The 25158-nt window shown below is 62.3% G+C and carries 20 protein-coding genes and 1 tRNA gene; 13 read left to right on the top strand and 8 right to left on the bottom strand.

Annotated features, from left to right (window positions below; translation table 11 throughout):
- The first annotated feature begins 77 nt into the window (after positions 1-77).
- From BM216_RS14995 to BM216_RS14985, 3 genes are all read left to right on the top strand, one after another.
- Positions 78-1871: a sensor histidine kinase gene (locus BM216_RS14995; RefSeq protein WP_244530194.1), complete on the top strand. Its 1794-nt coding sequence runs from the start codon at positions 78-80 to the stop codon at positions 1869-1871.
- Positions 1868-3217, top strand: a complete 1350-nt coding sequence (locus BM216_RS14990) for a sigma-54-dependent transcriptional regulator (protein WP_092999983.1) — start codon at positions 1868-1870, stop codon at positions 3215-3217. Before BM216_RS14995 ends, BM216_RS14990 begins: the two co-directional genes overlap by 4 nt.
- A 157-nt stretch (positions 3218-3374) precedes the next feature.
- Positions 3375-5900, top strand: a complete 2526-nt coding sequence (locus tag BM216_RS14985; protein WP_244530187.1) for a DNA translocase FtsK — start codon at positions 3375-3377, stop codon at positions 5898-5900.
- Between the two features lie 187 nt (positions 5901-6087).
- Here BM216_RS14985 and BM216_RS14980 read toward each other — a convergent pair whose 3' ends face one another.
- The 4 genes from BM216_RS14980 to BM216_RS14965 form a co-directional block, all read right to left on the bottom strand.
- Entirely contained in the window at positions 6088-6825 is a 738-nt protein-coding gene (locus tag BM216_RS14980; protein ID WP_092999982.1) for an ABC transporter permease, read from the bottom strand.
- Positions 6822-7760, bottom strand: a complete 939-nt coding sequence (locus BM216_RS14975; RefSeq protein ID WP_092999981.1) for an ABC transporter ATP-binding protein — start codon at positions 7758-7760, stop codon at positions 6822-6824. The genes BM216_RS14980 and BM216_RS14975 overlap by 4 nt, the downstream gene beginning before the upstream one ends.
- Positions 7757-8890: an ABC transporter permease gene (locus BM216_RS14970; protein WP_092999980.1), complete on the bottom strand. Its 1134-nt coding sequence runs from the start codon at positions 8888-8890 to the stop codon at positions 7757-7759. Before BM216_RS14970 ends, BM216_RS14975 begins: the two co-directional genes overlap by 4 nt.
- Before the next feature lie 75 nt (positions 8891-8965).
- Positions 8966-9832, bottom strand: a complete 867-nt coding sequence (locus BM216_RS14965) for a glycine betaine ABC transporter substrate-binding protein OsmF (RefSeq protein ID WP_244530193.1) — start codon at positions 9830-9832, stop codon at positions 8966-8968.
- A 358-nt stretch (positions 9833-10190) separates the two neighbouring features.
- On the opposite strand from BM216_RS14965, the gene fdnG reads away from it, so the two are divergent.
- From fdnG to BM216_RS14920, 10 genes are all read left to right on the top strand, one after another.
- Positions 10191-13286 (top strand): formate dehydrogenase-N subunit alpha, encoded by a 3096-nt coding sequence (gene fdnG / locus BM216_RS14960; RefSeq protein WP_177230798.1) that lies wholly within the window; start codon positions 10191-10193, stop codon positions 13284-13286.
- Between the two features lie 56 nt (positions 13287-13342).
- Entirely contained in the window at positions 13343-14266 is a 924-nt protein-coding gene (fdxH, locus tag BM216_RS14955) for a formate dehydrogenase subunit beta (protein ID WP_177230804.1), read from the top strand.
- The gene (locus tag BM216_RS14950; RefSeq protein ID WP_092999977.1) at positions 14266-14982 is read left to right on the top strand and encodes a formate dehydrogenase subunit gamma; all 717 of its coding nucleotides are present in this window, start codon (positions 14266-14268) and stop codon (positions 14980-14982) included. The genes fdxH and BM216_RS14950 overlap by 1 nt, the downstream gene beginning before the upstream one ends.
- Before the next feature lie 135 nt (positions 14983-15117).
- Positions 15118-16041, top strand: a complete 924-nt coding sequence (gene fdhE, locus BM216_RS14945) for a formate dehydrogenase accessory protein FdhE (protein ID WP_092999976.1) — start codon at positions 15118-15120, stop codon at positions 16039-16041.
- 3 nt (positions 16042-16044) lie between these two features.
- Positions 16045-17445 carry an L-seryl-tRNA(Sec) selenium transferase gene (gene selA, locus BM216_RS14940; RefSeq protein ID WP_092999975.1) on the top strand — a complete coding sequence of 467 codons (1401 nt, stop codon included), beginning with the start codon at positions 16045-16047 and terminating at the stop codon, positions 17443-17445.
- Positions 17432-18259: a tetratricopeptide repeat protein gene (locus tag BM216_RS14935; protein ID WP_092999974.1), complete on the top strand. Its 828-nt coding sequence runs from the start codon at positions 17432-17434 to the stop codon at positions 18257-18259. The genes selA and BM216_RS14935 overlap by 14 nt, the downstream gene beginning before the upstream one ends.
- A complete protein-coding gene (selB, locus tag BM216_RS14930) occupies positions 18256-20232 on the top strand; it encodes a selenocysteine-specific translation elongation factor (RefSeq protein WP_092999973.1) in 1977 nt (658 codons plus the stop codon). Before BM216_RS14935 ends, selB begins: the two co-directional genes overlap by 4 nt.
- A gap of 230 nt (positions 20233-20462) precedes the next feature.
- On the top strand, positions 20463-20747 hold the full coding sequence (locus BM216_RS14925) for a hypothetical protein (protein ID WP_092999972.1): 285 nt from the start codon (positions 20463-20465) through the stop codon (positions 20745-20747).
- A 285-nt stretch (positions 20748-21032) separates the two neighbouring features.
- Positions 21033-21128 (top strand) — tRNA-Sec (locus BM216_RS34035).
- Positions 21129-21148: 20 nt separating this feature from the next.
- Complete coding sequence (locus BM216_RS14920) at positions 21149-21526, top strand: hypothetical protein (protein ID WP_093000114.1); 378 nt, start codon at positions 21149-21151, stop codon at positions 21524-21526.
- Between the two features lie 187 nt (positions 21527-21713).
- Here BM216_RS14920 and BM216_RS14915 read toward each other — a convergent pair whose 3' ends face one another.
- From BM216_RS14915 to BM216_RS14900, 4 genes are all read right to left on the bottom strand, one after another.
- A complete protein-coding gene (locus BM216_RS14915; protein WP_092999971.1) occupies positions 21714-22772 on the bottom strand; it encodes a transglutaminase-like domain-containing protein in 1059 nt (352 codons plus the stop codon).
- 121 nt (positions 22773-22893) lie between these two features.
- Positions 22894-23289 carry a hypothetical protein gene (locus tag BM216_RS14910; protein WP_092999970.1) on the bottom strand — a complete coding sequence of 132 codons (396 nt, stop codon included), beginning with the start codon at positions 23287-23289 and terminating at the stop codon, positions 22894-22896.
- Between the two features lie 62 nt (positions 23290-23351).
- Entirely contained in the window at positions 23352-24401 is a 1050-nt protein-coding gene (gene selD / locus BM216_RS14905; RefSeq protein WP_093000113.1) for a selenide, water dikinase SelD, read from the bottom strand.
- A 161-nt stretch (positions 24402-24562) separates the two neighbouring features.
- On the bottom strand, positions 24563-25090 hold the full coding sequence (locus tag BM216_RS14900; RefSeq protein WP_093000112.1) for a flavin reductase: 528 nt from the start codon (positions 25088-25090) through the stop codon (positions 24563-24565).
- Positions 25091-25158: the final 68 nt, after the last annotated feature.

The following is a 25158-nucleotide window of genomic DNA, read 5'->3' as shown; positions in this document are numbered from 1 at the left end:
GTGCGGATTTGTGCTCAAGTGTCGTCGTGTCAGATAATCAACCTATCGAGCATAGTCGCTCAACGCGGCGCACCTGGATCGTCTTCGGTCTTGCCGCTCTGGTCGCCTGTGCTGCAGTTTTTTATATCGCCGGCGTTTATGGCCGGGCGACGGCTCTGTCCGCCTTGTCGGCCCAGGGCAGGACGGAGGCCAACCTGAAGGTGGCGCTGCTGCGCGCGGTTCTGGAGCGTCCCAGGGCGCTACCGCTGCTGCTGGCCCGGGATCGCGACGTCGAGGATGCATTGTCCAGCAATGATCCTGCCGTGAGAACCGCCCTTAGCCGCAAGCTGGAGGATCTGATCGCGCCGACCAAGGCAGCCGTGATTTACGTCGTCGGTGCCGACGGCATCGCGATCTCGGCCAGCAACTGGCGTGAGGAAAAGAGTTTCGTCGGCAACGACTATACGTTCCGGAGCTATTTTTCGCGCGGAATGAAGGAAGGGGGCGGCGAGCACTTCGCGCTCGGCTCCGTCAGCAACCGGCCGGGCCTCTATATTTCCCACCGGGTCGGATCGGCGGAAAAACCGCTCGGTGTGGTCGTTGCCAAGATGGAGTTCGACCAGCTGGAGGCTGACTGGCGCGATACGCAACGGCCCTCCTTCGTCACCGACGACAATCATGTCGTGCTGATCACCAGCGTGCCGTCCTGGCGCTTCATGACCACCGAACCGCTGCCCTCGTCGAACCTGGCGTCCATCCGCGACAGCCTGCAGTTCGGCGATGCGCCGCTCGTGCCGCTGCCGCTCGTTCAGCTCGAAACGCTGGCGTCGGACGCCTCGATCGTCCGCGTTTTCCTCCCCGGCGGCGGCGCGGTTCGTTATCTGCAGATCATGGTACCGGTTGCCTCCACCGACTGGAGTTTCCAATATCTTCTTCCGATCGACGGGGCCGTGGCCGCAGATATGCGGGAATTCAGGCTGCTCGGCGTATTGGCGCTGCTAGTCCTGTTCGCGGTCGCTGCCATCTGGATCCGGCGCCGGCAGATGGCCGAGATGGCGATGGTACAGCAGAAGGCTGCGCGGGAAGAACTCGAGCGGCGGGTCGTGGAGAGAACCCGCGACCTTAGCCTCACCCGCGACAGCCTGCAGGCGGAAATTTCCAACCACCGCACGACCGAAACCAAGCTTCAGGCGGTGCAGCAGGATCTGGTGCAGGCCAACCGGTTGGCCATTCTCGGCCAGGTGGCTGCAGGGGTCGCCCACGAGATCAACCAGCCGGTCGCCACGATCAGGGCCTATGCCGACAACTCCAAGGTTTTTCTGGAGCGACAGCAGGTAAAGCCGCTAAAGGAAAATCTCGGCCTTATCGCCGGGCTGACGGACCGGATCGGCGCGATCACTGATGACTTGAAGGCGCTTGCCCGGCGGGGGCGGACAGCGGCCGAACCCGTGCCGCTCGGAGAAGTGCTGGAGGGTGCCGTCATGCTGCTGAAAAGCCGGTTCACCGGCTCGCTCGACATGCTGACCATCGACAGGATTCCGGATGACCTGAAGGTCATGGGCAGCCGGCTGCGGCTGGAGCAGGTCTTCATCAACCTCCTGCAGAACGCGCTGGAGGCGGTGGAGGGGCGCGCCGGCGGTGGTCGGGTCACAGTTTCGGCAGTCGCTTCAGCGAAGGATGTCGCCATCACGGTGGCCGACAACGGACCGGGTATCGCGACGGATATTCTCGCCGAACTGTTCCAGCCGTTCAATTCTTCGAAGGATACCGGCCTCGGGCTCGGTCTAGTGATCTGCAAGGACATCGTGGCGGATTATGGCGGCAGACTGACGGTCGAGACCGGAGACGGTGGCACCCGCTTCGACGTTCATCTGAAAAGGGCTGAGCAATGACCGCGCCGGTATTTCTCATCGACGACGACAAGGATCTGTTGCGGGCGACGGGCCAGACGTTGAGCCTCGCTGGTTTTGATGTCCGACCCTTTTCGTCCGCCGGCGAAGCCCTGGCACAGTTGGACGAGACGTTTCCGGGTGTCGTCGTGACCGATATCCGAATGCCCGGCATGGACGGGCTTCAACTGTTCGAGCGCATCTCAAGTTTCGACCGCGAATTGCCCATCGTGCTGATGACGGGCCACGGAGACATTCCGATGGCCGTGAAGGCCATCCAGGACGGCGCCTATGATTTCCTCGCCAAGCCGTTTCCCGCCGAACGCCTTGTCCAATGCGTTCGCCATGCGGCGGAAAAGCGCGGCCTCATCATGGAGAACCGTCGGCTGCGGTCGGCCGAGCGGGATGGCGACGATGACGGTTTTCCGCTGATCGGCCAGACCCCGGTGATGGAACGGCTGCGACATATGCTGCGCCAGATAGCAGACACTGACGTGGATGTTCTCGTCACCGGCGAGACGGGCAGCGGCAAGGAGGTCGTTGCCGGTGCGCTGCATGCGTGGAGCCGCAGGTCGGGCGGTAATTTCGTCGCGCTGAACTGCGGCGCGCTGCCGGACCAGGTGATCGAGAGCGAGCTTTTCGGCCACGAAGCGGGCGCCTTTACCGGCGCGCAGAAGAAGCGTGTCGGCCGCATCGAGCATTCGAGCGGCGGCACGCTCTTCCTCGACGAAATCGAGAGCATGCCGCTGTCCACCCAAGTGCAGATGCTGCGTGTTCTCGAAATGCGCGAAGTGACACCGCTCGGCACCAACGAGGTGCGCCCGGTCGACCTGCGCGTGGTCGCAGCCTCCAAGGTCGATCTCGGCCAGCCGGACCAGCGGGCGATCTTTCGCGAAGACCTCTATTACCGTTTGAACGTCGTGACGCTGACAATTCCTCCGTTGCGGGAGCGAAAGGAGGACATCCCCCTTCTTTTCAATTATTTCGCCAGGAAGGCCAGCCGTCGCTTCGACCGTGAGGTGCCGATCGCTCCCCATGCGGTCCTCGGCCATCTGCGCGATCACCCATGGCCGGGCAATGTCCGCGAGCTCTCCCATTATGCGGAGCGGTTCGTCCTCGGCCTGGAGCCCTCGGAGCCGGTGCCTGCCAAGCCCATCCTGCCGATGGGGTCGAGCTCCTTGCCAGACCGGCTGGAGCGCTTCGAGGCTGATATCATCCGCGAAACGCTGACCGAGTGCGGCGGCGACGTGCAGCAAACGATTGCCGCACTCGGTATTCCGCGCAAGACATTTTACGACAAGCTGCAGCGCCACGGAATTGTTCGCAGCGAATATGCGGAACGACGATAAGATATTGATAAGATTTAATTTAATTCGGTTCTGACACGTGCCGCTACCAGCTCTTCATGCCTATGTGTTCTGAAATGAACGCTGAAAATCGCGCCGCGGAAACACCTGGTTAAGGTTTGCATTTTATTAACAGGGGCTGGTGTGAACACGTTGTTTGATGGTTTCGCGTAGCATGAATTTCCCGCCTTCCCGCAAAGACATTTCCCCGATCGACAGCACAAATTGGAGCAACGAACAGGAGTTCGTCGCGGCCAATGATCCTGATCATCCGCTGCCCTTGCCCGAGCCGATCCCGGCAGTCGAGCTCGACCCGGACAAGCTTCCGACCTGGCAGCGTGCCTTCATCCTCGGCCCCAATGTCCGCTTCACCCGCACGCCGGGCCGCAGCCCGTCCAAGGCGGAAGCTGAAGTGGCTGCCGGGGAGCCGGATGCGGAGCAGGCGATCGTCACGCCTGTCCATCCGTCGCATACCGTGGCTTTGCCCGCAGGTCGGGCTCAGCCGACGCACACTCATATCCATGCAGGTTTTCAGGTGAACAATCTCCAGCGCCGGATCGTCCAGGCATTTGCCGCGGGCGAAAACGCAGCTCCGATCTCCCAGCCCATCGATGCGGCCGTTCAGCGGCTTGTCGAGCAGCCTCTCCGGCAGCAGCCGGTCATGCCGGCCGAACCTGTCGCCAGTGCTGCGCAGGCGACGCCCTCCCGCCGCATGACGTCAATCCCCGATCACCTGATCTGGGAGATGATGAGCCTCGGCGCATCCGAAAATGTTGAAGCGAAGATCACGGCCCGTTCGTTGCCGTCAGCTCCTGCTCCGGCCCCCCGCAAACCGGCCGCATTGGCGCCCACGGTCAAGCGCTTCGTGCCGCCGGCGCCCGCTCCCGTTCAGGCACCCGTCGTACAGGCCCCGCTCCCGGCGTCTGTCCAGCGGGAAGAGGCTTCCGCAATCCATCTGTACCGTCAGGTGGCTATCCGCGAATGGACGCCTGCGCCGATCCATGTCGAACCTCAGCCGCTGCCGGTCGTTGAAGCGCAGGTGAATGTCGAGCCGGAGGTCGTCGAGGCCGCACCGGTCGTGCCGTCGATCGAGATGGCGGCAGCGCCGCCGGTCGCCCGCAAGCCGCGTGTCCTGCAATTTGCCGAAGACTATACTTTCCCGGATATCGATCTTCTGCAGCCGCCGGCACCGCGCGAAGAACAGACGATGAGCCAGGAAGCGCTCGAACAGAGCGCCGGCCTTCTCGAAAGCATTCTTGAGGATTTCGGCGTCAAGGGCGAGATCATCGACGTGCGCCCCGGCCCGGTCGTGACGCTTTATGAATTCGCCCCGGCACCGGGCGTAAAGTCCTCCCGCGTGATGAACCTGTCCGACGATATCGCACGCTCGATGTCGGCGCTGTCGGCCCGTGTCGCGGTCATCCCGGGCCGCAATGTCATCGGCATCGAACTGCCGAATGCCGAGCGCGAGACCGTCTATCTGCGCGAACTGGTCGAGAGCAATTCCTATATCGGCACCGATTATCGCCTGCCGCTCTGCCTCGGCAAGACGATCGGCGGCGAACCGGTGATCGCAGAACTCGCCAAGATGCCGCATCTTCTCGTCGCCGGCACCACCGGCTCCGGCAAGTCGGTTGCCATCAACACGATGATCCTGTCGCTGCTCTACCATCTTCGCCCGGAAGAATGCCGGTTGATCATGGTCGATCCGAAGATGCTGGAACTTTCCGTCTATGATGGCATCCCGCACCTTTTGACGCCCGTCGTCACCGACCCGAAGAAGGCCGTCCTGGCGCTGAAATGGGCCGTGCGCGAGATGGAGGACCGTTATCGCAAGATGTCGCGGCTCAACGTCCGCAATATCGACGGCTTCAATGCCCGTGTCTCCGAAGCGCGCAGTCGAGGTGAAACGATCATGCTCAGCGTGCCGGTCGGTTTCGACCGCAGCACCGGTGAGCAGATCTTCGAGGAACAGGCGCTCGATCTAACCGCGCTGCCCTACATCGTCGTCATTATCGATGAAATGGCCGACCTGATGATGGTTGCAGGTAAGGAGATCGAAGGCGCTGTCCAGCGGCTGGCGCAGATGGCGCGTGCCGCGGGCATCCACTTGATCATGGCGACACAGCGTCCCTCGGTCGATGTCATCACCGGCACGATCAAGGCGAACTTCCCGACACGCATCTCCTTCCAGGTCACGTCGAAGATCGACAGCCGCACAATCCTCGGCGAGCAGGGTGCAGAGCACCTTCTCGGCCAGGGCGACATGCTGCACATGAAGGGTGGCGGGCGTATCTCCCGTGTCCACGGCCCCTTCGTCTCGGATTACGAGGTGGAAAAGGTCGTCGCGCATCTGAAGACGCAGGGCCAGCCATCCTATCTCGGCAGCGTTACCGAGGATTCGGAAGAGGACGCGACGGACGAGGAAGAGGATGCGGCCGTCTTCGACCAGACGTCGATGGGTGCGGAAGACAACGGCGACGATCTCTACGAGCGTGCCGTCAAGGTCGTCCAGCGCGACAAGAAGTGCTCGACCTCCTACATCCAGCGCCGCCTATCGATCGGCTACAACCGCGCCGCCTCGCTGGTGGAACGGATGGAACAGGAAGGCCTGGTCGGCGCTCCCAACCATGTCGGCAAGCGAGAGATCCTGGGCCAGCAGGCGCAGCGCACGAGCGAAGAATGACGTCTCGGCCGGCCTCGCTCGAGGCCGGCTATCTCATTAGAGAATCCCCGACCTATCGTCATGCACGGGCTCGTCTCGAGCATCTACTCCTGCCTCGCTTTTCTTGACGTGGACAGAATCTCGCCATAAGGGCGAGGATGATGCCAGGTAGGCGGTAGGGATAGCCAACCGCTGACTTTGTCTGGGTCTAGGCGGCCTTCCATTTCATCAATGATCGTTCCAGTATCGACAGCAGGTCGAAGACAAGGATTGCGAGCGCCGCGACAAGGAGCGCACCCTGCAGGATGAAGGCGAGGTTGTTGGATTGCAGTCCGGCGATGATCACCTCGCCGAGTGTTTTCGCCGCAACCGTCGAGCCGATCGTCGCCGTGCCGAAGCCGATGACGGTGGAAATCTTGATGCCGCCGACGATCATCGGCAGGCTGAGCGGCAGCTCGACCTGGCGGAAGACCTGCGCCGGTTTCATGCCGCTGCCCTTCGCGGCATCCGCGACATTCTGCGGAACCGTCGTCAGCGCCGTCATGGTGTTCTCGAAGATCGGCAGCAGCGCATAGAGAAACAGCGCCACCAGTGTCGGCCCATTGCCGAAGCCCATGGCGGGCACGGCGAGTGCCAGAACCGCGACCGGCGGAAAGGTCTGGCCGATATTGACCACGGTGCGGGCGAGCGGCAGGAACTCTGCGCCGAAGGGCCGGGTGACGAGAACCGCCAGCAGAACGGCGACGACGGTGGCGAGCGCTGTCGAGAACAGCACCATCCGCACATGCAGAAAGGTCAGTGACGCCAGGCTGCCCTGATTGTAGATCGCCGGCGCATTGGCCTGAACCAGCGGCTTGAAGACGAATTCGAAGCTCTGCGGCGATGCGAGAAAGCCGATCAGCAGAACCAGAAGTATCAGGCGGGGGATAAGGCGCCAGATGCTCATTGCGGCCTGACTGCCTGGCCGAGCAGGGTTTGCAGCCGAACGCGCCCGAGCGGTTTGCCATCCTCGGAGACGACGGGCAGGGCATCCGCGCCGCTCCACATTAGCGCCGCCAAGGCCTCCTGCTGCGTCTTGTGGCCTTCGATCGGTGTGCCGCCGGCTTCGCCCGGCTCGACGACCGTGGATACAGTCGCAAGCGACAGAAGCCGGAATGGGCGGTCGAAGGTCCCGACCAGTCCTTCGACGAAGGGTGTGGCCGGCGCCTTCAACAGCTCGAGCGGGTGGCCGTATTGTAGCAATCTGCCCTTGTCCATCACGGCGATGGTATCGCCCAGATGAAACGCCTCGTTGATGTCGTGGGTAACGATCACGATGGTCGTACCGAAACGCTTCTGGATCGACAGCAACTCGTCCTGCGCCTTGCCACGAAGCACCGGATCGAGCGCGCCAAAAGGCTCGTCCATCAGCAGGATCTTCGGCTCCGCCGCGAGCGCCCGCGCAACGCCGACGCGCTGCTGCTGACCGCCGGAAAGCTGATGCGGATAACGGTTGGCATAGAGCGCGGGATCGAGCTGGAAGAGGTCGAGCAGTTCCTTCACCTTGGCATCGACGCGCGACTTCTCCCACTTCAACAGCCGCGGCACGGTTGCGATGTTTTCCGCAACCGTGCGGTGGGGAAACAGGCCATGCCCCTGGATCGCATAGCCGATCCGCCGGCGCAGCTCATGGCCGGCAATGGTTCGCGTGTCCTCGCCGTCGATGAGGATTTCGCCCTCGTCCTGGGAAACGAGCTGGTTGATCATGCGCAGAAGCGTCGTCTTGCCGGAGCCGGACGTGCCGACGAGGACCGCGATCGATCCCTCCGGAACGGAAAAGGAGACGTCGTCGACCACGGCCTTGCCGTCATAACGCTTCGTCACGGATTTTATGTCGATCATGCGGAACGGGCCTCCGTGCCGGGAGCTTTGCTGAAATCCACCAGCGCATCGAGCACGATGGCGGCGACGAAGGACATGGCGACGGTCGGCAGCGCGCCGAGCAGCACGAGGTCCATGGCCGACTGGCCAAGCCCCTGGAAGACGAAGACGCCCATGCCACCGCCGCCGATCAGCGCTGCGATGGTTGCCATGCCGATATTCTGGATGAGCACGATGCGAATGGCGGCAAGCAGGCTCGGGAAGGTGAGGGGAAACTCGATCGAGACGAGCCGCTGCAGGTCGGTCATGCCGGCCCCGCGGGCGGCGTCATTTGCCTCACGCGGCACGTTTTCCAGCCCCGCCACCGTGTTGGCGACGACCGGCAGCAGCGAATAGAGCACAAGCGCGACAAACGCAGGGGCAACGCCGATGCCGGAAATGCCGACCGCCGAGGCGCCGGGCACGTTTGCCGCGACCCATCCGAGCGGCAGGATGAGCAGGCCGAACAGCGCGATCGACGGGATGGTCTGGAGAATATTGAGACTGTTGAGCAGCGCCGCACGCAGCCACGAGACGCGATGGCAGATAATGCCGATCGGAAGGCCGATCACGAAGGCCAATACCATTGAGCCCAGAGCCAGGGTCGCGTGGCGGGACATTTCCGCCCAGAAAGCCTGCGATCGGTTGATATATTCCTTGGCCACCGAGATTTCGGCAAGCACACCGGATGCGAATATGCCACCGATGATCGCAATAGCGACAACGAGAAGCAGCAATCGAAACTGTGGCGATGGCTTGAGCCGTGCGATCGCATCGACGGCCGCAAGTGAAAGACCGAAAAGCAGAACCCACAGGCCGGAGCCGGGAGACACGCGGGCATAGGTATTGCCAGGCGGCAGCTGTGTATGGGCGGCCCAGCCGAGCGCAAGAACGGTGGCGACGAGCGCCGCCATCGCAAGTACGAGCTTCATCGCCGACGGCAGGCGGACGATCAGGCAGAGCGCGATGGCCACGAGCGCCGCGGTCAGCCCGATCCCGGCCCAGGAGGGGAGAGATTCGAACAGAAGACGCCCTTGTCCCTGGAGGATGCGGTTCGGCTTGATCACGACGAAGGGCAGGGCAAACGTCGCGGCGAGAATGAAGGCGGCCATCAATACGCCCGTCTTTTCCAGCCCAATCCGCAACGTGCCCGACCTTTCGCTTCGTGTCCTGATGGTATCAGTGGCTTACTTCAGAAAGCCGTTCTTCTTGAGAAAATCCTCGGCAACGGCCTTGGCCGGCTCGCCGCCCACCTGAACGCGACCGTTCAGCTCCTGCAGCGTCACGAGGTCGAGCTTTTCGAAGACCGGCTTCAGCAGTTCCTCGATCTTCGGGTTCTTCTTGAGCGTTTCCTGGCGGATGATCGGTGCAGGCTGATAGACCGGCTGGACCTTCTTGTCGTCTTCCAGCACAACGAGGCCGGACGGTGCGATACCGCCATCGGTGCCGTAGACCATCGCCGCATTGGCTCCGTTGGTTTCATTGGCCGCTGCCGCAATCGTGGCGGCGGTGTCACCGCCGGACAGCGTGATCAGCTGGTCCGAATTCAGCTTGAACCCGTAGGTCGTCTGGAAGGCGGGCAGGGCGGCGGCCGAGTTGACGAATTCCGAGGACGCGGCGAGCACGATCTTGCCGCCGCCGGCAATGAACTTGCCGAAATCGGACAGCGTCTTGAGGTTGTTTTCCTGGGCGATATCCTGGCGAACGGCGATGCCCCAGGTGTTGTTGGCGGGCGACGGCGTCAGCCAGACGATCTTGTTGGCATCGAGATCGAGCTTCTTCACCGTCTCATAAGCCTTGGCCGGGTCCTTCCAGGCCGGATCGTCGGCCTTTTCGAAGAAGAAGGCGCCATTGCCGGTATATTCAGGATAGATGTCGATCTCGCCGGCGGTGATCGCCTTGCGCAGAACCGGTGTCGCGCCGAGCTGGATTCGGTCGGTGGCCTCGATGTCGTTGGCCTGCAGGACCGACAGGATGATGTTGCCAAGCACGCCGCCCTCGGTGTCGATCTTGGAGGAGACGACGACCTGGGCCGAGGCGGCCGTGGCCGTCATGGACAGGGCAAACAAGAGGCCTGCAAATTTCTTCGTGAACGACATTGGAGCTTCCCTAGACTGGCGGGCCGGTCTTGACGCCGGCGCGTTCGGTGGCGGATCGATCAGCATAGGTAGTGCATGCGCTCAAACTGTCGAGGCAAGTTTCAACTGTAAGAGCCGCATTTAGAGAAAAACCTTCGCAATCCTATCGACTTACGCGCTATGCGCGGCTGCGTTACACGCTCCGTGTCAAGCGAAATTGATTTGTCTAAATCCGTCACAATGTCGGCATCGGGCCCGGCCGTTAACTTGACATGGACGTGCCCAGGCATAATGTCGCATGCTGGTTCGTTCTCTAAAATGGAGAGTAATTACAATGAATATGGACCTCTCAAGGCGCGGCTTCTTGAAGCTGGCCGGAGCAGGTGTCGCGGCGACTTCCATGGGTGCGTTGGGCTTTGGCGAGGCTGAGGCTGCAGAAATAGCCCATGTACGGCCATTCAAACTGGCCATGACCACCGAAACCCGACAGACCTGTCCTTACTGTTCCGTCGCCTGCGGCATCATCATCTATTCCAAGGGTGACGTTCGCAAGGGTGACAAGGCGGAAGTTGTTCACATCGAAGGCGATGTCGACCATCCGACCAACCGCGGGACGCTCTGTCCCAAGGGGGCGGCTCTCAAGGACTTCGTCAAGTCCCCGACCCGCCTCCTTTATCCGATGCACCGCAAGCCCGGTTCGGACAAGTTCGAACGCATGTCCTGGGACGAGGCTCTCGATCGCATCGCACGGCTGATGAAGGACGACCGCGACGCCAACCTTCTTCTGAAGAACGAGAAGGGTCTGGACGTGAACCGCTGGACGACGACGGGCATGCTCGCCGCGTCGGCTACGTCAAACGAAACTGCCTGGGCGACCTTCAAGTTCGCCAAGTCCATAGGAATGGTCGGTTTCGACAACCAGGCACGCGTCTGACACGGCCCAACGGTGGCGAGTCTCGCCCCAACATTCGGCCGTGGCGCAATGACCAACGCCTGGACTGACATCAAGAATACCGACCTCGTCGTCGTCATGGGCGGCAACGCGGCGGAAGCGCATCCCTGTGGCTTCAAATGGGTGACGGAAGCAAAGGCCCACCGCGGCGCCAAGCTTATCGTCGTCGACCCGCGCTATACCCGCACGGCCTCCGTGTCGGACTATTACGCGCCGATCCGCCAGGGATCCGACATCGCGTTCCTCAACGGCGTGATGAAATACTGCATCGACAACGGCAAGGTGCAGTGGGAATACATGAAGGCGTTCACCAACGCTTCCTATATCGTCAAGGACGGCTTCGGTTATCAGGACGGCCTGTTCACCGGCTATAACGAGGAAAAGCGCGACTATGACCGGTCGAGCTGGGACTACGTTATCGGCGAGGACGGCTTTGCCGTTACCGACCCGACGCTTGAACATCCCCGTTGCGTCTGGAACCTGCTGAAGGAGCATCTTGCCCCTTACACGCCGGAACTGGTCTCACAGGTCTGCGGCACCCCGAAGGAGAAATTCCTGAAGGTGGCCGAAATGATCGCGGAATGCTCTTCCCCGACCAAAACGATGACGTCGATGTATGCGCTCGGCTGGACCCAGCATTCCAAGGGTTCGCAGAACATCCGCGCCATGGCGATGCTGCAGCTGATCCTCGGCAATATCGGTGTACGTGGTGGCGGCATGAACGCCCTTCGCGGTCACTCCAACATCCAGGGTCTGACCGACCTCGGTCTGATGTCGCACCTTCTCACCGGCTATCTGACGATGCCGACCGAGAAGGACACCGACTTCGAGACCTACATGTCGACGCGTCTGTTCAAGCCGCTTCGTCCGGGTCAGACCAGCTACTGGCAGAACTACAAGAAGTTCATGGTCTCCTTCCAGAAGGCCATGTGGGGTGATGCCGCGACGGCCGAGAATGGCTGGGCGTTCAACTACCTGCCGAAGCTCGACGTTCCGGCATACGATATCCTTCGTATGTTCGAACTGATGAACCACGGCAAGGTGAACGGCTATATCTGCCAGGGCTTCAACCCGATCCTCGCCTTCCCCAACCGTGCCAAGATCACGTCTTCTCTGTCGAAGCTGAAGTTCATGGTCACGATGGATCCGCTCGAAACGGAAACCTCCCGTTTCTGGGAGAACCACGGCGACTTCAACGACGTCGATACGGCTTCGATCCAGACCGAAGTGTTCCAGCTGCCGTCCACCTGCTTTGCAGAAGAAGACGGTTCGCTGACCAATTCGGGCCGCTGGTTGCAGTGGCACTGGCAGGCAAGCTCGCCTCCGGGCGAAGCAAAGCATGACAGCTGGATCATCGCGCAGATCTTCCTGCGGATGAGGGAATTGTATCGCAAGGAAGGCGGCGCCTTCCCCGATCCGATCCTCAACCTGTCATGGGAGTACGAGGACGAGAACGAACCGACGGCGGAAGAGCTGGCGAAGGAGATCAACGGCCGTGCGCTGACCGATCTCATGGACCCGACCGATCCGACCAAGGTTCTGGTGGCCGCCGGCAAGCAGGTGGTCAACTTCTCGCAGCTCAAGGACGATGGCTCCACCATGTCCGGCTGCTGGATCTATTCCGGCTGCTGGAACGAGCAGGGCAACAATATGGGCCGTCGTGACAACCACGACCCGGACGAAACCGGCGCCTATCTGGGCTGGACTTTCGCCTGGCCGCTGAACCGCCGCACGCTCTATAATCGTGCATCCGCGGACATCAACGGCAAGCCCTGGGATCCGACCCGCAAGCTGCTCGAATGGGATGGTGCAAAGTGGACCGGTTATGACGTTCCGGATATCGCCCCCACGGCGAAACCCCAGGATGTCGGCCCGTTCATCATGAACCAGGAAGGTGTTTCGCGTCTGTTCACCCGGGGCATGATGCGCGACGGACCGTTCCCGGCACACATGGAGCCCTTCGAGTCTCCGGTCGAAAACGTCTTCAACCGGAAAATGCGCGGCAACCCCGTTGCCCGCGTATTCCAGTCGGACGCAGACCAGCTCGGTACGTCGGCGGAGTTCCCTTATGCGGCGACCTCCTACCGCCTGACCGAACATTTCCACTACTGGACGAAGCACAACCGGGTGAACTCGGCGCTTCAACCGGACTTCTTCGTGGAAATTTCCGAAGAACTGGCGGCTGAGAAGAAGATCACCAATGGCGGCTGGGTCCGCGTGTGGTCGAAACGTGGTTCGGTAAAGGCCAAGGCCGTGGTGACGAAGCGCATCCGGCCCCTCATCTGCGACGGAAAGCCGGTTCACATTGTCGGTATCCCCCTGCACTGGGGCTTTACCGGCTCGGCGAAGAAGGGCTTCGGCCCCAACTCGCTCGCAGCCTTTGTCGGTGACGCCAATATCGAAACCCCGGAATCGAAGGCGTTCCTCGTCAATATCGAACCCTCGACCGCACCCAAGGACAAGGAGGCAAGCGTCTGATGGCCAATACCATGGACAGCCCACGCACCGCCGTCAGCAATCCGCCGGTGCAGCCGATGGAGACCAACCTGACGCAGCGCGACCTCATCCGTCGTTCTGCCACATCCGAGCTGCCGCAACCCGAGCGGCAGCTCACCCCCGTCGCAAAGCTCATCGACGTGTCGAAATGCATCGGCTGCAAGGCCTGCCAGTCGGCATGCGTGGAGTGGAACGACACCAATCCCGTCATCGGCGAGAATGTGGGTTACTATACCAACCCGCACGATCTCACCGCCGACATGTTCACGCTCATGCGGTTCACCGAATGGGTGAACCCCGAGACGGACAATCTGGAATGGCTGATCCGCAAGGACGGCTGCATGCACTGTGCCGACCCGGGCTGTCTCAAGGCCTGCCCGGCCCCCGGCGCGATCGTGCAGTATTCCAACGGCATCGTCGACTTCGTCCACGACAACTGCATCGGCTGCGGCTATTGCGTGAAGGGCTGTCCCTTCAACATTCCTCGCATCTCGAAGGCGGATCACCGTGCCTACAAATGCACGCTCTGTTCCGACCGCGTTGCCGTCGGTCAGGGCCCTGCCTGCGCCAAGGCCTGCCCGACCCAGGCGATCGTCTTCGGCACCAAGGAAGACATGAAGAAGCATGCGGAAGGCCGCATTGCCGACCTCAAGTCCCGTGGCTATGCCAATGCCGGTCTCTACGACCCGCCGGGCGTCGGGGGCACGCATGTCATGTACGTGCTGCACCACAACGACAAGCCGCAGATCTATGCCGACCTGCCGGTCGATCCGAAGATCTCGGCCGTGGTCCAGACCTGGAAGGGCGCGACCAAGTATGCCGGTCTCGCCGTCATGGGGCTGGCCGCCGCAGGCACGATCCTGCACGGTCTTTTCGGCAACGCCAACCGCGTGTCGAAGCACGAGGAGGAAGAGGCCCAGGAAGCAGTCGACCACGCTGAAAAGCGGGTGGAGGACGCCTGATGAGCACGCCTGCAAATACCGCATCCGCCAAAGTCACCCCCGCTAAAGTAGGGGGTGAGGATACCATTCGTCGCGGACCACCTGTCGAGGTGGTCCGTTACGGACCCGGCAAGCGGATCAACCACTGGATCACGGCGATCAGCCTGATCCTGCTACTGATCTCCGGTCTCGCCATGTTCCATCCGTCGCTGTTCTTCCTCACCGAACTCTTCGGTGGCGGGCAGACGACGCGCTGGATCCATCCGTGGATCGGCGTCGTGCTGTTCTTCTCCTTCTTCATCCTGTTTGCGCAGTTGTGGAAGCTGAACCTGCCGAACCGAGACGATGTTCAATGGGCCTCGCAGATCGGCGACGTCGTTGCCGGCAACGAGGAAAAGCTGCCGGAACTCGGCAAGTACAATGCCGGCCAGAAGTTCATCTTCTGGGGTATGGCCTCGCTCATCATCGTACTGATCGTCACCGGCATCATGGCGTGGGAACAGTATTTTGGCCAGCTCACGAGCATTCCGACCCAGCGCATCGCGCTTCTGGTTCATTCGCTCGCGGCTGTCGCGATCATCCTGATCTTCATGCTGCATGTCTACGCGGCCATCTGGACCCGCGGCACCATCAGCGCCATGACGCGCGGTACCGTGACCGGCGGCTGGGCCTGGCGCCACCACCGCAAGTGGTTCAAGGACATGGCTGGACGCGGCAGGATCGATCCGGCAGAATGAGCCTAAAGGCGTTGCGCGTCTTGGATGCGCAACGCCGAATCCGTTTCAATGACGCGCGCGCCTTTCGAAGATCGATGCGATCTCCGGGCCGATGCGCAAGATGAAAGCTGTGGCCGGTCGGCCCTGCGAGGTAGAATGTCCGTATCTTCCATTCAGCCCGATCCCTCGATGATCGGGGGCATTTCCAAGGCGCCCTTCGCCCTGATGCCGAACCCGGCCCGTTTCTTCAAGGAGCGCGCCATCCGCCTTGAGGTTCTCGCCGAAACGAGCAATCTCGCCCCCTATCTGAAATTCCTCGCTGGCATCGTGCGCATCCAGGCGGATCTCATTGCCGAGCTTCCGCCGGTTGAGCCGATTGCGGCCGAGCAGATCGCACGCGCCAGAGAGGCGGCCATGCCGCCGATCGACCGGGCGGCCATGGTGCTGTCTGACGATTATCGCGAGACGGTGAAGCTGTTCCTCGATCGAACCCAGGAGCTGGAAAAGCCAGCTGCCGCTGCCGAAGCGCTCGAAGCTGTGCGCGCCGCCGATGACGAGACGCTGAACTGGATGGTCGACAACGTCATCGCCGACAACCTGCCGATCGAGAGCTTGGCGCATCACCTCTATGTCGCAGCCGCGACCCAGGTTCATGCCGCGCGGCTTGCGGCCGGCATCGACGGCAACGGCCTCGTCCCCGTCTCGATCGGCGTCTGCCCCTGCTGCGGTGGCAAGCCGGTCGGCTCGATGGTGATCGGCGTGCAGGGTGCCGAGGGCGCGCGTTATGCCTGCTGCTCGTCCTGCGCCACGATGTGGAACGAGGTCCGGGTCAAGTGCCTGTCCTGCGGCTCCACCAAGGGCGTAGGCTACCGCGCCATCGAGGTCGAAGGCGGACAGGAGCCGGTCATTAAGGCCGAGGTCTGTGACGAGTGCCAGAGCTGGACGAAGATTTTCTACCAGAACCGGCACCCGACGCTCGAAATCGTCGCCGACGATATCGGAAGCCTCGGTCTCGACCTCTTGATGAAGGATAGCGAATACCGGCGCGCCGGCTTCGATCCGTTCCTGATCGGATATTAGCCGATGTCGGGTCTTGCCGATCTCCGCTCACTTCCCTCCGTCGACCAGGTGCTGAAGGCGCCGGCCGTCGCTCCGCTTGTCGAGAGCCACGGCCGCACCGTCGTCACCGATGAACTGCGCAAGGTACTTTCCGAAATCCGCGAGGCGGTGCGGGCGGGAGGCACTTTGCCGGATGTGGCAGGCGTGATCGCCTCGCTCGCCAGCCGCCTCGGCTATCTCGAAAAATCCAATCTGCGGCCGCTCTTCAACCTCACCGGCACGGTGCTGCACACCAATCTCGGCCGCGCGCTTCTCGCCGAGGAGGCGATTGCCGCTGCCGTCGATGCCATGCGGGATGCGGCGGCACTCGAATTCGACCTCGATACCGGCAAGCGCGGCGAGCGAGACAGCCATCTGCGGGAGATCCTCTGCGAACTGACCGGCGCCGAGGATGCCACAATCGTCAACAACAACGCGGCGGCGGTGCTGATTGCATTGAATGCCGTCGGTGCGGGCAAGCAGGCCATCGTCTCGCGTGGCGAGCTGATCGAGATCGGCGGCGCCTTCCGCATGCCCGATATCATGGAGCGCGCCGGCGTCGATCTCGTCGAGGTCGGTACGACCAACCGCACCCATCCGCGCGACTATATCAAGGCAATCGGACCGGAAACGGCGCTGATCCTCAAGGTCCACACGTCGAACTACCGGATCGAGGGGTTCACCGCGGAAGTCGAAGGCGCCGAGCTTGCGAAGATCGCCAGAGACATGGGTGTGGCGCTGCTCAACGATCTCGGCTCCGGCACGCTGGTCGATCTGTCGCGCTACGGCCTCGCCAAGGAACCGACGGTGCGCGAGGCCGTGGCCGAAGGCGCCGATCTCGTCACCTTCTCCGGCGACAAGCTGCTCGGTGGGCCGCAGGCCGGCTTCATCGTTGGCCGCAGGGACCTGATCGCCGAGATCAACCGCAATCCGCTGAAGCGGGCGCTGCGTGTCGACAAGATCCGCATCGCGGCACTTGCCGCCACGCTGAAACTCTATCGCGATCCCGACCGTCTCGGGGAACGCCTGCCGACGCTGCGCATGCTGTCGCGCAGGGAGCCCGATATCCGCGCCCAGGCCGAGCGCCTTCTGCCGCAGGTTTCCGCCGTGCTGAGCCCGAAGGGCTATGGCGTCGAGATCTGCCCCTGTTCCAGCCAGATCGGCTCCGGCGCCCTGCCGGTCGATACCATCCCGAGTGCCGGGCTCAGGATCACCGCATCCTCGGGCAGCGCGCTTGAGGCGCTGGCGGCCCTGTTCCGCTCCCTGCCGCGGCCAATCCTCGGGCGGTTGCAGGACGGCGCCATGGTGCTCGACCTGCGCTGCCTGACCGACGAGGACGCCTTTATCCGCAGCCTGTCCGAAGGTGCCGGCCATGCGGTGGCTTGATCGCCTTCGCGGCCGCGGAGCCGAACCGCAGGCCAACACGGACCCCACGGCCGTGCAGATGGACGAGGCACTGGCTGCCGCCAAGGCCGGCGACTACGAGACCGCGCTTGCCCTTTGGGAACCGCTGGCGAGAGCCGGCAATGCCCGTGCCCAGAACAATATCGGCGCCTGTTTCGCCGAAGGCCTCGGCGTGCCCTCCGACCGCTCGCTGGCGCTGAAATGGCTCACGCTCTCGGCCGAAGCGGGTGATCCCGTCGGCCAGCGCAACTGCGCCGCCTTCCACATGCAGGGCTCCGATGCCACCGGCTCTGATGCCGATCCAGCCAAGGCCGCCGCCCTTTATCGGCTCGCCGCCGAACACGGGGACGCACCGGCGCAGGACATGCTGAGCTGGCTGCTCCTCGAAGGCGAGATCATTCCATCCGATCCGGCGGAAGCAAAACTCTGGGCCGAACGCGCGGCGGAAGGCGGCGTCGCCGCCTCGATGACCCGCCTCGGCATGCTCTATCACAACGCCATCGGCGTCGACCGCGATCCGGCTCAGGCCGTCATTTGGTGGCGCAAGGGCGCCGAAGGTGATGATGCCGATGCCCAGGCCATGCTCGGCGCCGCTTGCCATATGGGCGCTGGAACGCCGGTCGATCGTGTCGCCGCACTCGCCTGGCTGCTGCGTTCCGTGAATGGCGGCAGCGCTCTGGCCCAGCCTTTCCTCAAACCTGTCCGAGACAGCCTGTCGCCGGCCGAAACGGCGGAGGCCGAGCGCCGCGCCCGCCTGCCGCTTGCGGAGGCGATCGCGGCGGGGAGCGCGCCATGATCATCGGGACAGCCGGCCATATCGACCACGGCAAGACGACGCTGGTGAAGGCGCTGACGGGCACCGATGCCGACCGCCTGAAGGAAGAGAAGGCCCGCGGCATCACCATCGATCTCGGCTTCGCCTATGCCCGTTTTGCCGGCGAGGCAGTCACCGGCTTTATCGACGTGCCCGGCCACGAAAAATTCATTCACACCATGCTGGCCGGCGCCGGCGGCATCGACTACGCGCTGCTGGTGATCGCCGCCGATGACGGCATCAAGCCGCAGACGCGCGAGCATCTCGCCATTCTCGACCTGCTCGGCATCGACCGCGGCATCGTTGCGCTGACCAAGGTCGATCTCGCAGACGCCACCCGGATTGCCTCCGTCACCAATGACATCCACGTCCTGCTTGCCCCGACACGACTGAGCGATATCGAGATCCTGCCGGTCTCCGCCTCGACCGGACAGGGCATGGACGAGCTGAAATCGATCCTCGCGGAAGCAGAGCGCGCCACGGTCGAGACCGCCACCGAAGGCCGGTTCCGGCTAGCCGTCGATCGTTCCTTCACGCTGCCGGGTGCAGGCACTGTCGTCACCGGCACGGTTCTCTCCGGTTCCGTTGCGATCGGCGATGCGGTCACCGTGTCTCCTTCCGGCCTGTCTGCCCGCGTACGCTCCATCCATGCGCAAAACGTGGCTGTAGAGCGCGGCTTCGCCGGCCAGCGCTGCGCCCTCAATCTCGCAGGCGAGGCAATCGCTAAGGATGCGATCCATCGTGGCGACATGATCGTTGATCCCGTCCTGCACGCCCCGACCAATCGCATCGATGCCGAGCTCTCGGTCCTGTCTGGCGAACCGAAGGCGATCGGCCAGTGGTTTTCCGCCCGCTTCCATCATGAAAGCGTCGAGGCCGGCGTACGCATCGTGCCGCTGGAAGGTCCGGTTTTGCCGGGTAGCACCGCCCGTGTTCAGCTCGTTCTCGACCGCCCCATCGCCGCCGCGGTCGGCGACCGCTTCATTCTGCGAGACGTCTCGGCTCAACGCACGATCGGCGGTGGCTCACTCATCGATCTCAGGCCGCCAGCGCGAAAACGGCGCACGCCCGAACGCCTCAAACAGCTGACGGCTGCGGCCAAACCGGGCGCGGCCGAGCAGTTGTTCGCCCTGCTGGACGTGGCGCCTTTTTTCGTTGATCTCAACGCTTTTGCGCGTGACAGGGCAATGTCGGTGTCGCAACTCACCGCCGCAACGGAAGCCGTCGGCATCGTGCTGGTCGAGGCCGGCGGCGTCGGCTACGCCATGTCGGCAACGCATCGAGCCGCCTTTACAACGCAGCTGATCGAACTTCTTACCGCTTTCCATGCGGAAAGCCCGGAGCTTCAGGGGCAGGGCCGCGAGCGGCTGCGCATGGCGATGACACCGCGCCTGCCGGCCCCCGCCTTTCTGGCCGTATTGCGCACCGAGGTGGCAGCGGGAAACATTGTGCTTGAAGGCGCCTTCGTGCGCCTGTCCGGCCACATTGCCCAATTGGGCGAAGTGGAAGAGACGCTCTATGCGGAAATCCTGCCGCATCTGATCGGCGAAAACCGTTTTCGCCCGCCGCGGGTTCGCGATTTCGCCGATATGCTCGGCGCCGACGAGCGTGAAGTCCGGCGCGTGCTGAAGCTCTGCGCCCGGCTAGGCCGCGTCGACCAAGTCCGTCACGACCACTTCTTCACCCGTGCCACGACCGCCGAAATGGTGGAGATCGTCCGACAGGTGGCGGCGCAAGCGGAACATGGGGAGTTCGCGGCCGCAGCCTTCCGCGACCGGGTCAGTAGCGGCAGAAAAGTTGCGATCGAAATCCTCGAGTTTTTCGATCGTCATGGTGTGACCCTGCGGCGTGGCGATCTTCGCCGCATCAATCCGCACCGACTCGATCTGTTCGGCCCGTCCGTTGCTGATGCGGAGAATGGACGAGGTCCGTCCCCAACGGGACGCCTGGACTGACTACCATTCGCTATTGTTCAAATCTATAATCTCGGCCTTGGAGTAGACCGTCATCTGGAGCGGCGGCGCGCTTGCCCGGGGCTTTGGTCTCTAAGCAACGTCACGTTACCAAGCGGTCGACTATCGATAGGAATGATACATTCGTGATGAATCTCGAATGTTTATCGCCTTTGTCACAAACAGCACCTATCTAAAGTCGCTTACGCCAGGCGAATGAAACGGAGATTTAGATGAGTGCCACGTTCGGCCCGTATGTACAGATGCGCAAGCTCGCTCAGCAGATGGCCATCCAATATCAGAAGGATACCAACCTCGCTCTGGCGCCGCTTCTCGCGCATTTCATGGATGAGGTCGAAGTGAACGTGGCTTCCGATCAATACGACCACTCCGGGTTCATGGAGAGGATCCGTGGACCGCTTAACCTTGATGCCGAGATGACATTGGACCACCGCCGCAAGGAATTCCTGCACGCGGTCGCTGACGCGCTGCAGGAGCGCATTCAGCAAGAGGCTTAGGAAGTCACTGGTAGTCAACGTCAAAACAGCCCCGTCTCCGATGCATGGTGTTCAATTGCCGCTGACCTTTATTCATTCAGCGCGCGACGCCACTTAGAGATCGTCGGCAAACAGCCTTTACCGACATGTGATGCCGGTCGTGCGGGCAAATACTGCCATGCAGATTGACGAGACGATCCGTCGTGCGGTAGGGGACACTGGCGAAGGCAAAGGGTAGCAAGGCGGTAGCAATTGCCCGTTTTCGCTCCCGTCGTTTCTGATGAAATGGCAATGAACTCAATGCCTGGAAGAGAAGCATGCCCGGTGGCATGTCCGGACTTCAAATCCGGGTGGGGCAGCGACGCTGTCTTGGGTGGGTTCGACTCCCATTCTCTTCCGCCATCAGGAGAGAAATCTTGACCATGCCTTCCGCCGATACCGATTTCGACGACTGGGTCATCGAGACCTATGCCGATGCCGGCTCCTTCACCATGCTTTTCATCCTTGTGGCGATCACCGAGACCAAGGTCGAGCTATTGCGCTCTGCCTATCTGCATGTGGTCGGCGACGAGCTGCGCTGGCCGGAGATGACGGGTGTCTTCAAGGGGGCAGGCGTCAACTGGTCCGGCGCCGTCTTTTACCGCGCCGGCCGCGAAGGACTGGTCGAGGACAGGGAAGCCAAGTCGCGGCTCGCCTCTCTCGTACGCAAGCTGGATGAGGACCGCTCGCTGATCCGCGACGGAGAGTTCTTCAACAAGGATGGTCTTCGGCTGATGATCGAGGAAATCAAGCCGCATTGATGGAAATCTTATAGTGATCCGGCACGTCTTCCCGCCAGCCGGAAGACGTTTTGTGGCACGGTCGCAAGCCCATATGCGAGCAGCCATCTAAAAGGCCATATCGCGCGAAACAGGTTCTTTCGAAGCAGTTACGGAAAACAAAAAAGCCGCCTCGAGGGCGGCTTCTCCATCTGAACTCGAAGCGAGATCAGACCGTGATTTCCTTCGACGTGATGGAATAGGCAAAGGTTTTCGGGCTCAGGCAGTCCACTTCGCCGCGCGAGGTGAAGGCGGCCGGATACATGAAGAAGTTCTGCTGGATCGAGTTGCCCGGCAGCACAAGGTCGCGGGCCGTGTTGAAGCCGACCCAGTTCATTTCCCAGTTGCCGAAAGCCTTGGCGCGGAAAGCCTGGACAGCATCATTGTCGAGCGGCAGCTTCTCTTCCAGCACGACCTTGCGGACGTCTGCCGGATCGACCGGGACCCAGCCCTGGCCCTGAAGGTAGACTTCGGCGCGACAGTGCTGGGCACCTGTGATATCGCCGGCACGGCCGAGTGCCTTGAACTGCTCGGATGTGGCGACGCGGACGCCGAAGACGTCGCGGGCCGGCAGGCCGGCGGCGCGTGCAAGCGCGGTGAAAAGGCTGTTTATGTCGGCGCACTTACCGCCAAAATAGCCGGTCTCCAGCATGTCCTTGACGTTGCCCACGCCGCAGCCGGCAACATTGGCGTCACGGAAGGTGTTCTCGACAACCCAGTCGTAGATTGCACGGGCCTTGTCCTCATCCTTCTCGCGGGAGCCGACGATCTTCATCGCCGTTTCCTTGACGATGCCGTCGATCGGGGCGCTCGGCGTGCCGACGAGGGCGGCATCGAGTTCAGCCTGCGGAACTGTAACGCCGTCGGCGCTGCGGTTGCGCGTCTGGACGGTCTGGACGAATTCGATCGTTCGTTCGCCGTCAGCATTCCATTCTGCTGCGAGAACATCGGCACCGGAAGCCGCGTCCTTCTTCATTTCGACCGATTTGCTGTCGGACACCCAGCGCGGGCTGTAAGCCGACTGGTATTCGCCGGCGGACTGGATTACGGGCAACCAGAGCTTGGCCGGGCCGGTGACATCGGTGAGGTCTACCTTGGTGGTGACGTCGAACGTGCGCCAGGCGCCAGCCTTCTTTTCATCGGCGAAAGCAAGAGAGCCCTTGGAAACAAAAGCTGCCGCGAGCGATGCCGTGGCGGCGTTCGCAAGGAAATGACGGCGATTCAACATGATGATCCAACTCCTGTAGGCTATGCGATAGAATGTCGCCTCGCCATACTCCCTAGCAGGTCGCATGGGAACAGAAATTGTAACTATCAATCCTTTTTGATTTCGACTGTAAGGCTGTTGCTCAGCAGCCCTTGCCGGCTTGGCCGGCATTGTCGGCCGGAGCCTTTGCCGGCACTGCCATGGCGAGATCCAGCCCGCGCGCCGTCGGCGGCTGCCACGTCTTCGATTCCGGCAGGGCACCGGCAGGATTGGTTGCCGTGTGGGCGCCGCCCGTGCCGCCGGTCCAGCCCGTTGATCCCGTATTGCCGGGCGACGTACCGGCCGCCGAATGAGTGTCCGCCTTGGTCGCAGCCTCGGCTACACTGGCGGGATCGCAGGCCCCCTTGTTTTCGAGGCTTTGATCGCTCGGGGGCGTCCCGGCGGCTCCCGTTTGAGCGGAGACCGCCCCTGCGGACAAGAGCATCAGAGCTGCGGCGGCACCGAGAAATTTGTGACAGTGGGGAGCAGGAACGGACATGGGTAACTCCTTAAGGACGTACCCTTCAACGCCAATCCCATGCCCTTGTTCCGGGTGAACAGTCAGTCGACGACGATCGCGGCCGGGCCCTGTTCCACCGAACCGACGATGCTGGCCAGCGGATAGCCCGCGGCGCGGATCGTCTCCAGCAGTTCGTCCGCCTTTTCGGCGCTGCAGGCGACCAGCAGGCCACCGGAGGTCTGCGGGTCGGCGAGCAGCATACGCTGCCAGTCCGGCATGCCTGCGGGCAGGGTGATCGCATCGCCATAGCTTGCCCAGTTGCGGCCGGAGGCGCCGGTGATGAAGCCTTTCTCGGCCAGTTCTTCCGCCTTGGTCAGGAATGGAATATCGGCGAGCTTGAGGCGCAGCGTGAGATTGGAGGCGCGGGCCATTTCCAGCCCGTGGCCGAGAATGCCGAAGCCGGTCACATCAGTGATGGCATGCACATCCGCGCTGGCGGCGAGTTCGGTGCCGACCTTGTTGAGCAGCGTCGTCGAGGCGATCATCTCGTCATAGGCTTCCTTCGGCAGCGCGTTCTTCTTGATCGCCGAGGAATAGATGCCGATGCCGATGCCTTTGGTGAGGATCAGCGTGTCGCCGGCCTTGGCGCCGCCGTTGCGACGTACCTTGGAGGGATGACAGATGCCGATCACGGCAAGCCCGTAGATCGGCTCGACCGAATCGATCGAATGGCCACCTGCAACCGGAATGCCGGCCTGTCCGCAGATGGCGGCGCCGCCTTCGAGGATCTTGCCGATCGTTTCCGGCTCCAGCTTGTTGATCGGCATGCCGAGAATGGCGAGCGCCATAATCGGCTTGCCGCCCATGGCATAGACGTCGGAAATAGCATTGGCAGCGGCGATCCGGCCGAAGTCATAGGGATCGTCGACCATAGGCATGAAAAAGTCGGTGGTGGCGATGACGCAGGTATTGTCATCGATCTGCCAGACCGCGGCATCGTCGGACATTTCATTTCCGACGAGAAGCTGGCTGAAGGGCTGTGCGGCCGGCTGGCCGGCGAGGAGCTTCTGCAGCACGGCGGGCGCGAGCTTGCAGCCGCAGCCGCCGCCGTGGGCAAGTTCGGTGAGGCGGGAAGGAGAAGAAATGTCCATGTCGACAACCATTCGATTGGGCGAGCCCTATCGGCCTCGCGGGGCAACAGTCGCAGGTGGTGATAGACGCTTTGGCACCACCCGTCCATGTCGCTCACGACAAATGTGATCGACGCTCAGCGGCGACTTGTTCAAACCCATCGCAATCCCTGGTGGGCCGTTCAGGCCTCACCCTGGAGAGCAAGATATCTGCGCTTGAAGTAGACAAGGCCGTCGCCTTCGGATTTCTGCCTTATTGCCTCGACCTCGCAGATCAGGATGTCGTGGCTGTTGCCGTCGGCAACGGTGCGGATCCTGCAATCGATGGATGCCAGGGCTCCATCGAGGGCGGGGGCGCCGGTCTCAAGCGCTGACCAGCTCGCGCCGCCGAACCGTTCTTCAACCGGCGTCTTGCCGCCGAAGAGGCGGCTGAGCGGTTCGTGGTCCGCGGAAAGCACGTTGATGCAGATCACCCCGTTTTCGATTGTTGCGGCATAGGCTGAAGACGATCGGTTCAGGCAGACAAGCATCATCGGGGGCGTATCGCTGACGCTGCAGACCGCAGTTGCCGCGAATCCCGCCTTTCCGGCCGGACCGTCCGTCGTGACGATATTGACCGCTGCTCCGAGCTTCGACATCGCTTCGCGGAAGTCTGCCCTGATATCGGCAATCGCAAGGCTCGATTGCTCTGCGGTTGAAAGATCAGACATCAAAACTTGCTGGTTCATGTGTACTCACAAAAGCGTTGTGCATTCGTCCCGGGCTTCACCATCAATGC

Source organism: Rhizobium sp. NFR07 (assembly GCF_900111905.1).
Taxonomy (GTDB): domain Bacteria; phylum Pseudomonadota; class Alphaproteobacteria; order Rhizobiales; family Rhizobiaceae; genus Neorhizobium.
Note: the sequence above shows the minus strand (reverse complement) of the source record. Positions and strands in the feature narration are given on the sequence as shown.

Excerpts from the sequence above, each read along its gene's own strand:
- selB (WP_092999973.1), top strand. The coding sequence starts at position 18,256 with ATGATCATCGGGACAGCCGGCCATATCGACCACGGCAAGACGACGCTG.
- BM216_RS14910 (WP_092999970.1), bottom strand. The coding sequence starts at position 23,289 with ATGTCCGTTCCTGCTCCCCACTGTCACAAATTTCTCGGTGCCGCCGCA.
- BM216_RS14915 (WP_092999971.1), bottom strand. The coding sequence starts at position 22,772 with ATGTTGAATCGCCGTCATTTCCTTGCGAACGCCGCCACGGCATCGCTC.
- BM216_RS14990 (WP_092999983.1), top strand. The coding sequence starts at position 1,868 with ATGACCGCGCCGGTATTTCTCATCGACGACGACAAGGATCTGTTGCGG.
- BM216_RS14975 (WP_092999981.1), bottom strand. The coding sequence starts at position 7,760 with ATGATCGACATAAAATCCGTGACGAAGCGTTATGACGGCAAGGCCGTG.
- selA (WP_092999975.1), top strand. The coding sequence starts at position 16,045 with ATGTCGGGTCTTGCCGATCTCCGCTCACTTCCCTCCGTCGACCAGGTG.
- fdxH (WP_177230804.1), top strand. The coding sequence starts at position 13,343 with ATGGAGACCAACCTGACGCAGCGCGACCTCATCCGTCGTTCTGCCACA.
- BM216_RS14950 (WP_092999977.1), top strand. The coding sequence starts at position 14,266 with ATGAGCACGCCTGCAAATACCGCATCCGCCAAAGTCACCCCCGCTAAA.
- selD (WP_093000113.1), bottom strand. The coding sequence starts at position 24,401 with ATGGACATTTCTTCTCCTTCCCGCCTCACCGAACTTGCCCACGGCGGC.
- BM216_RS14980 (WP_092999982.1), bottom strand. The coding sequence starts at position 6,825 with ATGAGCATCTGGCGCCTTATCCCCCGCCTGATACTTCTGGTTCTGCTG.
- BM216_RS14900 (WP_093000112.1), bottom strand. The coding sequence starts at position 25,090 with ATGTCTGATCTTTCAACCGCAGAGCAATCGAGCCTTGCGATTGCCGAT.
- BM216_RS14985 (WP_244530187.1), top strand. The coding sequence starts at position 3,375 with ATGGTTTCGCGTAGCATGAATTTCCCGCCTTCCCGCAAAGACATTTCC.
- BM216_RS14970 (WP_092999980.1), bottom strand. The coding sequence starts at position 8,890 with ATGGCCGCCTTCATTCTCGCCGCGACGTTTGCCCTGCCCTTCGTCGTG.
- fdhE (WP_092999976.1), top strand. The coding sequence starts at position 15,118 with ATGTCCGTATCTTCCATTCAGCCCGATCCCTCGATGATCGGGGGCATT.
- BM216_RS14925 (WP_092999972.1), top strand. The coding sequence starts at position 20,463 with ATGAGTGCCACGTTCGGCCCGTATGTACAGATGCGCAAGCTCGCTCAG.
- BM216_RS14965 (WP_244530193.1), bottom strand. The coding sequence starts at position 9,832 with ATGACGGCCACGGCCGCCTCGGCCCAGGTCGTCGTCTCCTCCAAGATC.
- BM216_RS14920 (WP_093000114.1), top strand. The coding sequence starts at position 21,149 with ATGCCTTCCGCCGATACCGATTTCGACGACTGGGTCATCGAGACCTAT.
- BM216_RS14935 (WP_092999974.1), top strand. The coding sequence starts at position 17,432 with ATGCGGTGGCTTGATCGCCTTCGCGGCCGCGGAGCCGAACCGCAGGCC.